Annotated in this window: 15 protein-coding genes and 1 pseudogene; 2 read left to right on the top strand and 14 right to left on the bottom strand. The window is 35.0% G+C overall.

All coding sequences use genetic code 11. The features are described from left to right. Positions 1-248: 248 nt before the first annotated feature. The 4 genes and pseudogenes from ACLBWW_RS26340 to ACLBWW_RS26325 form a co-directional block, all read right to left on the bottom strand. A pseudogene (locus tag ACLBWW_RS26340) lies at positions 249-368 on the bottom strand (phosphonate ABC transporter, permease protein PhnE); the annotation flags it as partial. After that, positions 368-1,162: a phosphonate ABC transporter, permease protein PhnE gene (gene phnE, locus ACLBWW_RS26335; RefSeq protein ID WP_048544179.1), complete on the bottom strand. Its 795-nt coding sequence runs from the start codon at positions 1,160-1,162 to the stop codon at positions 368-370. The pseudogene ACLBWW_RS26340 and the gene phnE, both read right to left, overlap by 1 nt. Next, on the bottom strand, positions 1,159-1,932 hold the full coding sequence (gene phnC, locus ACLBWW_RS26330) for a phosphonate ABC transporter ATP-binding protein (RefSeq protein WP_048544181.1): 774 nt from the start codon (positions 1,930-1,932) through the stop codon (positions 1,159-1,161). Before phnC ends, phnE begins: the two co-directional genes overlap by 4 nt. An 85-nt stretch (positions 1,933-2,017) precedes the next feature. Further along, the gene (locus ACLBWW_RS26325; RefSeq protein ID WP_000915073.1) at positions 2,018-2,956 is read right to left on the bottom strand and encodes a phosphate/phosphite/phosphonate ABC transporter substrate-binding protein; all 939 of its coding nucleotides are present in this window, start codon (positions 2,954-2,956) and stop codon (positions 2,018-2,020) included. Between the two features lie 183 nt (positions 2,957-3,139). Here ACLBWW_RS26325 and ACLBWW_RS26320 point away from each other — a divergent pair, with 183 nt between their 5' ends. After that, positions 3,140-4,723 carry a bifunctional metallophosphatase/5'-nucleotidase gene (locus tag ACLBWW_RS26320; RefSeq protein WP_048544183.1) on the top strand — a complete coding sequence of 528 codons (1,584 nt, stop codon included), beginning with the start codon at positions 3,140-3,142 and terminating at the stop codon, positions 4,721-4,723. Between the two features lie 39 nt (positions 4,724-4,762). Here ACLBWW_RS26320 and ACLBWW_RS26315 read toward each other — a convergent pair whose 3' ends face one another. Further along, positions 4,763-5,002: a DUF896 domain-containing protein gene (locus ACLBWW_RS26315; RefSeq protein WP_001190582.1), complete on the bottom strand. Its 240-nt coding sequence runs from the start codon at positions 5,000-5,002 to the stop codon at positions 4,763-4,765. A 45-nt stretch (positions 5,003-5,047) separates the two neighbouring features. Beyond that, on the bottom strand, positions 5,048-5,704 hold the full coding sequence (locus ACLBWW_RS26310) for a YneB family resolvase-like protein (protein WP_048544185.1): 657 nt from the start codon (positions 5,702-5,704) through the stop codon (positions 5,048-5,050). A gap of 141 nt (positions 5,705-5,845) precedes the next feature. Here ACLBWW_RS26310 and lexA point away from each other — a divergent pair, with 141 nt between their 5' ends. Next, entirely contained in the window at positions 5,846-6,466 is a 621-nt protein-coding gene (gene lexA, locus ACLBWW_RS26305) for a transcriptional repressor LexA (protein WP_048544187.1), read from the top strand. A gap of 88 nt (positions 6,467-6,554) precedes the next feature. Here lexA and ACLBWW_RS26300 read toward each other — a convergent pair whose 3' ends face one another. The 8 genes from ACLBWW_RS26300 to ACLBWW_RS26265 all read right to left on the bottom strand — a co-directional run bounded on the left by ACLBWW_RS26300 (position 6,555) and on the right by ACLBWW_RS26265 (position 13,192). Beyond that, a complete protein-coding gene (locus ACLBWW_RS26300) occupies positions 6,555-7,361 on the bottom strand; it encodes a DUF4097 family beta strand repeat-containing protein (protein ID WP_048544189.1) in 807 nt (268 codons plus the stop codon). Further along, on the bottom strand, positions 7,362-7,904 hold the full coding sequence (locus tag ACLBWW_RS26295) for a DUF1700 domain-containing protein (RefSeq protein WP_048544191.1): 543 nt from the start codon (positions 7,902-7,904) through the stop codon (positions 7,362-7,364). Then, positions 7,897-8,220 (bottom strand): PadR family transcriptional regulator, encoded by a 324-nt coding sequence (locus tag ACLBWW_RS26290; RefSeq protein WP_001102620.1) that lies wholly within the window; start codon positions 8,218-8,220, stop codon positions 7,897-7,899. The genes ACLBWW_RS26295 and ACLBWW_RS26290 overlap by 8 nt, the downstream gene beginning before the upstream one ends. A gap of 228 nt (positions 8,221-8,448) precedes the next feature. Further along, positions 8,449-10,248 (bottom strand): ABC transporter ATP-binding protein, encoded by a 1,800-nt coding sequence (locus ACLBWW_RS26285; protein WP_447614322.1) that lies wholly within the window; start codon positions 10,246-10,248, stop codon positions 8,449-8,451. An 11-nt stretch (positions 10,249-10,259) separates the two neighbouring features. Then, positions 10,260-11,447: a nucleotidyltransferase domain-containing protein gene (locus tag ACLBWW_RS26280; RefSeq protein ID WP_048544197.1), complete on the bottom strand. Its 1,188-nt coding sequence runs from the start codon at positions 11,445-11,447 to the stop codon at positions 10,260-10,262. Position 11,448: 1 nt separating this feature from the next. Continuing rightward, on the bottom strand, positions 11,449-11,922 hold the full coding sequence (locus tag ACLBWW_RS26275) for a lasso peptide biosynthesis B2 protein (protein ID WP_048544199.1): 474 nt from the start codon (positions 11,920-11,922) through the stop codon (positions 11,449-11,451). Between the two features lie 36 nt (positions 11,923-11,958). Next, positions 11,959-12,264 carry a lasso peptide biosynthesis PqqD family chaperone gene (locus ACLBWW_RS26270; protein WP_048544201.1) on the bottom strand — a complete coding sequence of 102 codons (306 nt, stop codon included), beginning with the start codon at positions 12,262-12,264 and terminating at the stop codon, positions 11,959-11,961. Further along, positions 12,215-13,192 (bottom strand): aldolase, encoded by a 978-nt coding sequence (locus ACLBWW_RS26265; protein ID WP_048544203.1) that lies wholly within the window; start codon positions 13,190-13,192, stop codon positions 12,215-12,217. Before ACLBWW_RS26265 ends, ACLBWW_RS26270 begins: the two co-directional genes overlap by 50 nt. Positions 13,193-13,263 lie beyond the last annotated feature (71 nt).

Below are 13,263 nucleotides of genomic sequence, written 5' to 3'. Positions count from 1 at the left end.
ACTTAGATGATTCGAGGCGGAAGACCCATTGTTCTAGTGTTTAGGATTTAACCTTGCACCATCTGATTGATTTTTTCTGCTTTCGCGACATTCACGCTCACCATTTCTAGCCACGTTGTAGTTCAATCAGCTTTAGGGATTGCCCGCAGTTAACCCTCACTACTAGCCAATCACTTGACTAGCAGGGCTTACTGATATATTTAATTACCTTTAGTTATAATTGGTTAAATAAATCGTAACAGTTAGTTACCCTCTAGCGGGACTCCTGAAAAAGCCCATACATAAACAAATGCAATTGCTATAAAAATAAACCAGCGATACACACTCGGTTTCTTCGGTTTTGGTACAATCATCGTCGTTTTACTCATTATAATTTCTCCCGCAACAATGTACTTACATAATCAATTAACAATACAACAACAAGAGTATAAATAATAATAGATGCAGTTTGTTGATATTGTAAAAATCCAAGTGTACGGTCATAATACAACCCAATACCACCCGCTCCTACTAAACCTAAAACAGCTGCTGCACGTACGTTCACCTCAAATGTATAAAGAACATAGGAGACAAAATGTGCTTTCACTTGCGGAATTACCCCATACACAATCCATTGCACTTTATTTGCTCCTACTGCTGTCATCGCCTCTAATGGACCTGGATCAATCGATTCCATTGACTCATACAACAATTTCGCCACGAGCCCAATTGAGAAAAAAGTAAGAGCTAAAATACCTGGAAATGGTCCTATTCCGAAAATAGCTACGAAAATTGCCGCTAATAATAAATCTGGTATCGTTCGGATAAAATTTAAAACCGATCGAGCTGAACCGTACAAAAATGTACTAGTAAACACATTACTTGCCGCAAATAGTGCCAGTGGAATAGCTAAAATCGCTCCTAAAGTCGTCCCAATAATCGCCATACGTATTGTATCTAACATCGCTGTTGTAATAACTTGAAAATAACTCCAATCAGGCGGCACCATCTCTTTTAACAAATCGATCATATTAGGAAAACCAACTACTAGTTTTGAAAATGATGCGTCGACCTGTACACTACTTCCCCACAACAGTAAAATGACTAGAATAGCCGTTAACATATGTTTTAACTTACTCGGCGGCTTCGGTATCGATTTCGAATATATCGTCACGTCATTCATTTAACTGCCACCTCTAACAATTCACTTTGCTGCGCTACGTCTCCATAAATTTCAGCAAATTTTTCATCCGTTGCCTCTTCTACTGAGCCATCAAAAACAATTTCGCCTGCATGTAATCCAATAATGCGTGTCGCATATTGCCTAGCTAAATCAATAGAATGTAAGTTTACAATTGTTGTAATTCCAAAATCTTCATTAATTTTTTTCAAATCATCTAATACTTGCTTGGTTGTTAGCGGATCTAACGACGCAACAGGTTCATCTGCCAATATGATTTTCGCTTCTTGCGCCAACGCTCTAGCAATCGATACACGTTGCTGTTGTCCTCCTGATAATTCATCAGCTCGCGCATATGCTTTTTCTAAAATATTCACCCTTTTTAACGATTGAAAAGCAAGCTCCAAATCTTCTTTTGGAAATAAACCTAACGTTGTACGCAGTGTCGAATGATACCCTACACGGCCAGCTAATACATTTTTCAATACCGTTGATCGCTTTACAAGGTTAAAACTTTGAAAAATCATACCAATATCTCGGCGCATGCGTCGTAAGCCTTTTCCTTTTGCAGCAGTTATAGATTCACCTTCAATCATGATTTCGCCTTCTGTAATCTCATGAAGACGGTTTACCGATCTTAGAAGTGTAGACTTTCCAGCCCCAGACAGCCCTACCATTACAACAAACTCACCTTTTTGAATGTTCAAGTTTATATTATTTAATCCTTTTGTACCATTCGGATACACTTTGGAGACATTTCGAAACTCTATCACACATCTTACCTACCTTCTATGTATTCAAAACGGCAAACTAACTGAAAATAACCCTTCTTCCAGTTAGCTTCCATTTCCATATGTATTATTGCGTTTTTACTTTCTTTCCATATTCACGAACGATATCAAATTTACTATCATCAGATTTAACATATCCTTCATGTGAATATACTTCTTTAATGATTTTGTGACCTTCCTCATTCTTTCCTATTTCAATGAAAGCATCCTGTAATTTCTTGCTCCACTCTTCATCTAAATCAGAGCGTACCGAAATCGTATCGTTTGGAATTTTTTCCGTAAATTTCACTATTTTTGTTTGATCGAATATATTCGGATAATCTTTTTTCACAATATTACGAGCATCTTGGAATACAACAGCTGCATCTACATCACCATTTAAAAGAGCAATAAGCGACTGATCGTGACCTTTTAATGTAACAGGTTTCACATCCTTTAACGGATCAACCCCCTCTTTTAACAATACAGCTGCAGGCCATACGTATCCCGCTGATGACGTTACATCTTGATAACCAATTTTTTTACCTTTTAAATCTTTTACACTATTAATATTTGAATCTTTCTTCACTACAAACTCAGATTTATAAAAATCTACTAAATCCTTTGTAGGAGCTCCGGTTTCATCATCTACCCCAAAACGTTGTGCTTGTAAAATTACGTTTGCAGCCTTTTTCTCATGTGCTAGCACATATGCTGTTGGAGGTAAAAAGCCTACATCTACTTGCTTAGATGCCATCGCTTCTACAATTGTATTGTAATTCGTTGAAATACTAACTTTTACCGGGATATTTAATTTATCACTTAATAGCTTTTCCAATGGTTTCGCCTTCGCCTCTAACGTATCTGCATTTTGAGAAGGAACAAATTGTACATTTAACGTCTTCGGTACATAACCTTTTTTCGTATCTTCAGTTTTACTTGCACTAGATTCCTTCGTTCCACAGCCACTTAATAATCCCGCCGCCAGTACAACTGTCGTGCTCATTGCAAAAACTTTTTTCAACATATTAAAGCCTCCATTTTTATTGTTATAAATTACCTTCCGTAAACATGAAGAAATATATCACACATTTTTATTAATAATTGCTTATTTACAGAATCTTTACACATTCTATACATTCTCATTAAAATTCTCTTCATATATTTGATATGCTTAACTAGTAGATAACAATAGAAAAGGTGAATGATATTGAATCAAAAACAAATTGTAACTTTAAACATCTTATTAACAAGTGATATACACGGTACTGTTTATCCAATTCACTACCAAGATAACTCCAAAGCTGAAATTGGTTTAGCTAAAATTTCTACTCTTATAAAAAAAGAACGTTCCCAAAACAGAAACGTTCTTTTAATTGATAACGGTGACTTCATACAGGGAACACCCTTTACTTATCATTACGCTACATATGCAAAAGATAAGCAAAATCCAATGTCCTTATTAGCGAACTATTTACGTTATGATGCTGCAGTTATCGGGAATCATGAATTTAATTATGGAATGGACGTATTAAATCATGCTATTTCTACTGCGAACTTCCCGTATCTATCAGCAAATATTTTAGATACAAACAGAAAAGAACCTTATTTCGGGAAACCATATATAATAAAACATATTGAATCAAATATAAAAATTGCTATTTTAGGGATAACAACGCATTACATTCCTAATTGGGAACAACCTCATCACATTCAAGATCTACAATTTGAAGATGCATTAGAAACAACAAAAAAATGGGTTTCTTACATTCGCGAACAAGAACAACCAGATTTACTAGTCGTAGCGTATCATGGAGGATTTGAACGCGATTTACAAACCGGGGTACCGACTGAAGTTTTAACAGGTGAAAACCAAGGTTATGCAATGTGCTATGAAATTGAAGGCATAGATATTTTACTAACAGGCCATCAACACCGGGAAATCGCTCACACCGTAATAAATGGTGTAACAGTTTTACAGACTGGATGCAATGGACACTCCGTCGGAAAAATAACAGTAACATTCGAGAAAACAGAACAAAAATGGGTAAAAAAAGAGAGTTATTCACAATTATTGCCCGTGCGAGGAATTGTGGCGGACCAACATATGCTTTCCTTGGTTACCGATTATGAAGAGAAAACACAAAATTGGCTCGATCAACCTATTGGACTAATCTATGGGGATATGCAAATTTCAGACGCTATGCAAACTCGTTTGCAAGACCATCCTTTTATTGAATTCATAAATAAGATACAGATGGATATAGCTAATGTTTCTATTTCTTGTACAAGCTTATTCCATAATACATCTCCAGGTTTCCCTGGTCATGTAACAATGCGTGACATCGTTTCTAATTATATTTATCCAAATACATTAAAAGTAATTAGAATAACTGGAGCAGATATAAAAAACGCCCTTGAACTTTCTGCTTCTTATTTCACATTACATGCAGATGGAACTATCATCGTAAACCCTACCTTCATAGAACCGAAGCCACAACACTATAATTACGATATGTGGGAAGGGATTTCGTACGTATTAAACATTTCCAAACCTATTGGCGAGAGAGTAGAATCTTTACAGTATAAAGGCGCTCCTCTTCATATGAATGAAGAATATGACGTCGTTATGAATAATTATCGCGCAAGCGGCGGAGGAAACTTCTTTATGTTTCAAAATAAGCCCGTAATAAAAGACATACCAACAGATATGTCTGAACTTATCGCTAACTATATATTGAAGCACAAAAAGATAGAGGCATCAGTCAACAATAACTGGAAAGTTATTAAATAACCGATATAATAAATAAAAAAGATGGGCTTCGCCCATCTTTTAGTTTAATTTTGCATTATCTTGCTTTTTTAAAGCCTTTAATTTCGCCGGTGTAACATCAGTACCTTCTTCGTTAACAACTTTAATTCCTTTAAGTTCGTTTAACATATTTTGACGAAATCCTTTTAAATATTGTTCACGTAGCGATTGGCGCTCACGTTGTTCTTCTTCAGTTAAGCCTTCAGCTTTTGCTTTTTTCGCTAAGAAGTTAATGCGTTCAATGAGTTCGTGACTTTGCATCTCGAATCCCCCTTTTACTCAAAACTGATTATTATCATACAATAGTTAGTCCTCTTTATCAAGCAATTGCTTTGTATATTCTACATATCTACGATGTACAGTCGCTTTTGAAACATTATGACCAAAGCCGCGAAGCGTTGCCGCAATTTCTTCGAAAGTAAGTTCACTCTTGCGCAAACGTACAATTTCCTCAATCGGCACTTCTTTCTTCTCTCGTCCTACGCTTAAATGACGATTCTTCAAATTATTTTCTGGACGATAACCTTTTTCTACTGCACGTTGCATACCACGTTTAATTTTCAAATTATGAATCTTTCTTTGATACTCTTCAACAATCCCAATTATATCTAGTACCATCGAATCAGAGTCAGAGAGTTCTAATTCTCCATTATGCGTATGCGTATATACTTTTATTCCCTCTTTATGTAAACAGTGCATTAATGCAATCTTTGCATTCCCTCTACCAAGCCGCGTTTCATCTTGTATGAGAAGTACATCAACTTGTTCATCGCGAATTGTATCTAGCACTTCTAATATGCCATCACGTTCAATTGTATAACCACTAGCCTGCTCCTCAATCACCTTTACAACATTCATTTGATAGCGCTCAGCTAAATGCAATAATTCATCTTTTTGACGCAATAATGATGTTTCCTGTTCTTCTTTTGTTGTGCTCACACGTGCATAAATAATTGCATTCATTTTGAACCCTTCTTTCTCACTATATTTTCCTTATAGTGTATCATAAATTCGTCTTTCGTTCGAACTTATGTTTGTAGAATGTTTTTTCGCATGTTATACTTATTAATAAGAAAAATGAAAGAAAACGAGGTGTTAGAAAACATGGAGAAGTTAACGAAACGCCAGCAAGACATTCTCGACTTTATTAAGCTAAAAGTACAAGAAAAAGGATATCCACCTTCCGTACGTGAAATCGGTCAAGCAGTCGGCCTCGCTTCTAGTTCTACAGTGCACGGACATTTATCACGACTAGAAGAAAAAGGATATATTCGACGCGATCCAACAAAACCACGAGCAATTGAAATTTTAGGTGACAACCGAATGGATACAGAGACACAATCTGTTATTCAAGTTCCAATTATCGGAAAAGTTACTGCTGGATTACCTATTACAGCAGTTGAAAGTGTAGAAGATCATTTCCCACTTCCAGCTAGCATTGTCGCTGGAGCAGACCAAGTATTTATGTTACGTATTTCCGGAGATAGTATGATTGAAGCTGGTATTTTCGATGGGGATTTAGTTGTTGTTCGCCAACAACAGTCTGCATACAACGGTGAAATTGTAGTCGCTTTAACAGAAGATAACGAAGCAACTGTTAAACGTTTCTATAAAGAAAAAGACCATTTCCGTCTACAACCGGAAAACTCTTCATTAGAACCTATCATTTTAAAACAAGTGTCAGTTATCGGAAAAGTAATTGGCGTATATCGTGATTTACATTAAGAATAATAAAAGAAGATAATTACCTTATTTATATACGGTAATTATCTTCTTTTTTTGTATTTTGATAGATTTCCATACATTTTATTTCTTATGAACGAGTTTCAATCGTCACATCGCCAGCAGCTGTTTTACCACTAATCTTTTTACTACCATTGCCAATTGTTATATTTTTATTTTCTTCATTAAAAATCATTACTTCGCCAGCAGCACTTTGCCCCGTTATAACTGCATCTTGTGGTTTTTCTAATAAAGTAATATCTACATCCCCAGCGGTTGAACTTGCCTCTACATCATATTTAGGATCATGATCCATAATATGCACTTCCCCGCTAGCCGACTTCACAGTTACTTTTCCTATTACCTTCTTAAAGCTCACCTCACCAGCTTTTGAAGATCCTTCCACACTTTTTGCTGTGACATTTTTCAAATCTACTTCTCCAGCGAGTGTCCCAACACTTACACAGTCACTTTTCACATCACTTATTTCTATTTGTCCAGCTGATGAATTTATTTTTATCTCTTGGTATGAACGTTCAGGCACAAGGAGAGTTATTGTAGACGTTTGAAATCTAAAATCGTAAAAAGAAAAATCAAATGAAGCACCTTTTTCTCTTTCCCCAATAATTTTTAATGTGTCACCATCTTCAGCAATACGAACCTCGTGTTTACGTACATCTCCTGATTGCTTTACATAAAAAGAAGAGTCGGGAGATTTTTGGACAACAATATCCCCAGCATCTAACTTAACTTCTATATTTTTTAGTGTTTCGTTTTTAATTACGTCTTCTTTATTTCCTTCTTCTGCAGTTTGCACGGCTTTTTCATATGTTTGTGAAATCCCTATTACTCCAATAATGATACAAGCGATAGCTACTAACAATATTTTCTTCATCATCTACTCCCCTTTTATCATTTTGAAGTTCCATAGTACATAACGTACGCATAACTTTTTAAACCAATTCGTACTATAATAAGCGATAATACATAACAACAAACCTACCCCAACAAACGTTATACTAACGAATAAATCCAACCATATAAAAGTACCCATAAATACTTTTCCAATAACGAAAAATGGTGTCACTACACTAGCAATTCCACCGAGCCAGAAGGAAAATATAAAAGCAATAATTGCAACTAACGGGCCTAACACAATAATAAAATTAAACAAACTAAGTCCAATCGCTGCCATAACAGCCCTTGTTATATTGGTAGTTGATGGGTCCTTTTTCATTTCGTCAAAGCGATACAAAGCAAGTAAGTCTTTTGCAATTACTTTCGGAGAGCCAAGGCCCTTTATTATTTCCGATTCAGTTTTTCCTTCTTCTATTCCAAACTGAAAATGCTCTTCATAATCAAATAAAATATCTTTCCTCTCTTCTTCCGGTAACTTTCTAAGATGACTTGATAATTCTTTAAGAAACTGTTCTTTACTCATCCCATTCCACCCCTTCAATAATTTCTTGTACGCCTTTTGCAAAATCACGCCACTCCGTTACTAACAAATTCAGTTGCGTTTCCCCTTGCTCAGTTAGTTGATAATATTTACGAGGCGGTCCCTCTGTAGATTCTTTTAAATACGTTTGAAAATATCCTTCTTTCGTTAAACGACGTAATAAAGGATACACTGACCCTTCCGATATTAAAAATTTATTTGAGATTTGCTGAACAAGTTCATAGCCGTAACAATCTTTACGTTTCACAAGTGCTAAAACACACAGTTCTAACACGCCTTTTTTAAACTGAACGTTCAAAGTCAATCCCCCTTTCTCATTTCAGTACTATTCAATACACGGTACCCATTATATCCATAATATACCACTTAGTATTATTCATTGCAAGGTACTCATTTATATTTACTCCCTAAATTTAGAAAACGTACAAATAAAAGCCTGAATAATGCCCTGTTATAACTGGCCATCACTCAGGCTTTTATTCGATTCGAACTGTATGAATACAAAAATTCATTCACTCTTTCCTCTCTAAGAACCAACTTCCATTTGTGACCCTAACAAACTTCGAAATACACCTTTTCTCTCTTTAGCCAATTGATTAAATTCACCTTTTTGGACAATTTCACCTTTTCCTAAGACAATGACTTGATCTGCATTGCGTATAGTAGATAAACGATGCGCAATCACAATAATTGTCATTGTTCCTTTCAACCTTTCTATTGCTGATTGGATTTTCACTTCATTTTCAGTATCTAATGCACTCGTAGCCTCATCTAATACTAAAATCGACGGTTTTCTTAAAATAGCCCGCGCTAGTACAAGTCGTTGACGTTCACCACCTGAAAGCCTTACTCCTCGATCCCCAATTAGTGTATCAAGCCCTTTAGGAAGCGTTTGTACAAATTCAGCGGCGGCCGCAAAATTTAATGCAGACCAAATTTGTTCTTCACTTGCATTTGGCTCAATCATCAATAAATTTTCTCTTATGCTTGCATTAAATAAGAAAGGATCTTGTGGTACATAACTAATAGCCCGCCTTAATGACAATAAATTATCAGTTGTAAGGGGCGTACCATCTATTAACACTTGACCTTTTTCTGGCTGGATTAATCCCATTAATACATCAATTAATGTACTTTTGCCTGCACCAGAATGCCCCACAATGGCCGTCATACTGTTTATTGGAATTTGCACATTAATATTTTGAAGTGCGTATAAAGATTCTTGCTTATTATAACGAAAGTAAACATCCTTACACTCCATACCTTGTTTTATACGAATCCGCTCTATATGTTTTTGTTGATGTATATCCTGCATTTCAATCGCTTCCTTACATTCCTCTTGCAACTCCCATAATGACTTAAAAGCAGGAATACTTGCAGCCAGTTGTTCTAAATTTGATTGAATCGTCATGAATCTTGGCCATAGTCTGGAGAAAATGAGGATGATTAATAGTAATTGGGTGGGTTGCGCTTGAAACATACTTACTGATAATAATAAAAAAAATGCAATTAATATAGCCATTGAAACTTTATAAAACAATTGAGAGTTTGATCTTATTCTCATATACTCCATTTGCTCATTACTCATCTTTTTTGTTATAGATTGTAACCAATCTAAACGTGATGCTTCCAAAGTATTACTCTTTATATCTTTAATTCCATTAAAATGATCTGTTATACCAGAAAGATAGTCTTTTGCCAATTCTGAGGTCTTACCGCCTAGTATTCGTGCTTTTTTTATAAAAACACGAGAAGCTACCAAGAATAATAAACCAAAGACCAAAACAAATATAGTTATTTGAGGAGATAATAAAAACGCAATCCCCACCTGTATAAATGTAAACAGAATAGCAGCTAACAATTGTAAAATTAAATTAACCCCATAACTTACACGAGCTAATTCTGTAGTTAATATATTTATTAGATTTGTTTTCCTTTTCTCTAAAAAAAAACTCCACTTTGCTTTTAAAATCATACTATATGTTTCTAGTCTTAACTCTCGTATAAAAGCTTGTTGCGTTCTCGCATCCCTTAGCGTTATATTTCTTTGTAGTAAATTTTGACCTAACACTATTAGTATATATATACCTAAAATAGAAACTAGACTTGCTGTTTTAGGAAAATCCTGCAAAAACCTAGAGACAGGTGCAATAAAAGTAGTCTCCTCGCCTATATTAATTATTCCAGTCATACTTATCATAGGAATTAATAAAATAATACCTATCCCTTCAAGTAAACTTATTAAAACCATACCAAATAAATTCACATACAGTATGTTTCCCGCCGAAGAGTATAGTTTCTTCATAAAATATATAATATGATTCATCGATGTTCCCCCTATAACAAAGCCAGCTTCTTTGTTTTCCTCCAAAGACATAAAAACGGACGTAGAGGAAAATATAAAAAATGAAGAAATTTAGGTAACGGTAATGTTTTTGCATCAATTGGATAAGGATATAGTTGGCTCATAATATATAAAATTTTTTGCTGATTAGACATTAGTGAAAATAAATATCGGCTATGATAGATAAATACTTCTTCAGGGACAGGATCGGTATGCAAGTTTATCATTTGCTTGAAATAAAACAGTGCCTCTTGAGCTAACTGCTTTGAATGTTTTTTCGCTACTAATTCCATCATCCTTTCATCTAGTCGTACACCTAGCAATTGAGCTGCTAAAATTAATGCTTGTCCTCCTAAATGAAGCATTTGATATTTTCTCATTAACTTATGGATCTCACTCCAATTAAGTTCTTGATCGACAATTTTTTTTATATCTACTAACCAGCGTAATCTGGACCAACCATGTCTAGCACCATGAGATACCAAAAATAAAAATAAATCTTCCTTTCCTAACATATATACAGAATTACTCGTAAGGGTACTTTTTCTCTTTCTCCCCCAAAGCTCTTCAAACCCAGGTTCCTTACCCGGTCCGGGGTTTAACCTCCAATGAATTTCAACTTTGATCCGCTTTATTGGATGAAAAAATGTTATATGATGATGCCTCCATTTCCAATCATTTAATATCGTTTGAATATAGTCGTCTTTTACATACCCCTGCTCTAAAAGTAGCATTTCTACTTTTTCTAAATTTTGCATCGGAATTAGAACGTCCAAATCACAGGATGTTCGTAAAGAAATATCCCCATATAAATCCTGAGATAGTACAGGTCCTTTTAGAAAAATCATACGAATCTCATTTTCATTACATAGTTTATTTATTCGTTCCATTTCAGCACTTAAATAAAGCATTTGAAATGTATTTTTTTTATATTTTCTATTCAAGGTTTGTACAATATGTGAAGGAATTAGTTCCTCATCCACCTGTTTAAGTTTTTGATATATCACCGGATAAACGCGATGATGCACAGCTTGCTCAAGAAATACCTCCCAATCAATATCGGAAAACCATTCATTACTGTAAGTTTGCACTGTTTCGTCATCTTGTAACTTCAAAATTGCAAAAAGAAGTTTCAATTCCTTAGACATGAACTCTACATTAAGACCAAAATCTTTCTCCATTTTATTCTCCTTTAATAATGTCCTCACTTAGCCTCTTTGCAAATGATCCAACGACAGTAAATTTCTCCATTCCTTCTGATCCAGTAACATAAAAAGAACCGCTCCGTAACCATGCATGCGCAATTAAATCCCCATGACTATCCTTAGCAGTTCCTAAATAAAGAGTACTCTCAATGTGACGTTTTTCGAGCATTTTCATCCCAGCTATAGCTTTAACAAGACACTGACTTTCCCAAAAAGTATAACGACTCATAATAGAAATAGCTTCAGACACCTTCTTTAGTGTATCCCCATGTGGCTGAATTTGGGCAACTGATGTTTCGTTCATGTAATCCCCTAAAGAAGGTGCAACTTTGGAAAAGGTAATACTTTTTAGTACACGCGCCCACCCTAAAAAAATAAAAGCCTCTAAAAATAAAAGCTTTGTTTCCATGCTCAGCGATAAAAATACCCTTAACCTTTTCACAATATTCATTAATCCCTTCCTAACAGTTCTCTTGAAATTACGAATTTATCTATTAGATTGATCTTTTATTTGAATTAAATCTTCTTGAAACAAACACTCTAAAAAGGAAAGAACTTGCTCTTCACAATCGCCCCGTTCAATGTTGTACTTTGACAACAACGTACTGACGAGTTCAGTAACCATAATTGGAGTTTTTATTAGTTCCCAAACTTCTCCCCCTGTTTCTCCCAAATTATAATATTTCCCTTTTTGAACATTTAGCATTACTTTTTCCCCATCCATATCACTCACAATATTCTCTTCACTTTGCACAATCTGACACTCTAGAGAAATTCTCTCTGTATACATCATCTATTACTCCTCCTCCGTGTATAGTTTTTAATATAATTGATACAAGTTCATGCGCTGTAAACCTATTATTTGGACGTTTCAAATGAAACATATCTACCTTGTTTATCACATTTGTAGAAGTAGTGAAATGCCACTCTGTCAATTTTAATTGCGTAATTAACAACTTACGAAATGTGTGAAAGAACAATGTACGCAATCGTTCAAGTCCTTCAATTCGAATCAACTCAACACTCTCATCCTCTGTTTTCGTTAACTCAATAACACCAGCAAGAGGTAATGGTTCAGAGAAAAAATGAGATTGTACAGGCACAGCATACTTTGTTTCTCGCTCAAACAATGGATTATAACTTGCCGTTCCCATTCCAAAAGCATTCAAACTCTCCGCCCATAATTTTTGTTGCGGATAAGATGGAATCACAATTGGAGTCTTATCTGACGAAACTGTCACAGCAATTACATCATCACTCAAAATTTTGTATCCTTTACTTAAAAAAGCCGCTGCAAGAGTTGATTTACCTGCTCCTGAATCACCTACAAAGGCATAAACTTTCCCATCAATATTTATTGCACTACCATGTAATGGTAATATTCCCCTTTGGATTAGTAAGGCACCCATACAAGTTCCAAGTATATAAAGACGAATCTTATCTTCACAAGCGTCCTTCATTGGTGAAACAAATATTTGCTTTCCTCCTTGTATAGAAAATATAGCAGTATCAGGTATACAAATCATAACTACGTTTTTATCAACTACAAAGTTTTGTTTTGCGCTAGCAAGTTCACTCCACTTCTGAGATAAATTAGTTAATCGAATTACAATTTCTACATTCTCTTCTTGTTCATTGATTTGAGGTAATTCCGGCAATTTCATTTCACTCAACACTCTTAACCCAAAAACTTTATATACATTTTTATTTGTATTTTCCATCAACTCTCTCACTCCAAATTGCTTTCAAAATTTTTATAAAAACCCCTTATACTTTTACTGTATAAGGGGAT

This window comes from Bacillus sp. M5A3_1b (genome assembly GCF_053345335.1).
This window is presented reverse-complemented; position numbering and strand designations above follow the sequence as displayed.

Bases quoted from the DNA above. Each gene is read 5' to 3' on its own strand.
- ACLBWW_RS26310 (WP_048544185.1), bottom strand. From the start codon at position 5,704: ATGAATGCAATTATTTATGCACGTGTGAGCACAACAAAAGAAGAACAG.
- ACLBWW_RS26295 (WP_048544191.1), bottom strand. From the start codon at position 7,904: ATGAGTAAAGAACAGTTTCTTAAAGAATTATCAAGTCATCTTAGAAAG.
- ACLBWW_RS26265 (WP_048544203.1), bottom strand. From the start codon at position 13,192: ATGGAAAATACAAATAAAAATGTATATAAAGTTTTTGGGTTAAGAGTG.
- ACLBWW_RS26270 (WP_048544201.1), bottom strand. From the start codon at position 12,264: ATGATGTATACAGAGAGAATTTCTCTAGAGTGTCAGATTGTGCAAAGT.
- ACLBWW_RS26325 (WP_000915073.1), bottom strand. From the start codon at position 2,956: ATGTTGAAAAAAGTTTTTGCAATGAGCACGACAGTTGTACTGGCGGCG.
- ACLBWW_RS26275 (WP_048544199.1), bottom strand. From the start codon at position 11,922: ATGAATATTGTGAAAAGGTTAAGGGTATTTTTATCGCTGAGCATGGAA.
- ACLBWW_RS26315 (WP_001190582.1), bottom strand. From the start codon at position 5,002: ATGCAAAGTCACGAACTCATTGAACGCATTAACTTCTTAGCGAAAAAA.
- ACLBWW_RS26300 (WP_048544189.1), bottom strand. From the start codon at position 7,361: ATGATGAAGAAAATATTGTTAGTAGCTATCGCTTGTATCATTATTGGA.
- ACLBWW_RS26280 (WP_048544197.1), bottom strand. From the start codon at position 11,447: ATGGAGAAAGATTTTGGTCTTAATGTAGAGTTCATGTCTAAGGAATTG.
- lexA (WP_048544187.1), top strand. From the start codon at position 5,846: ATGGAGAAGTTAACGAAACGCCAGCAAGACATTCTCGACTTTATTAAG.
- ACLBWW_RS26285 (WP_447614322.1), bottom strand. From the start codon at position 10,248: ATGAATCATATTATATATTTTATGAAGAAACTATACTCTTCGGCGGGA.
- phnE (WP_048544179.1), bottom strand. From the start codon at position 1,162: ATGAATGACGTGACGATATATTCGAAATCGATACCGAAGCCGCCGAGT.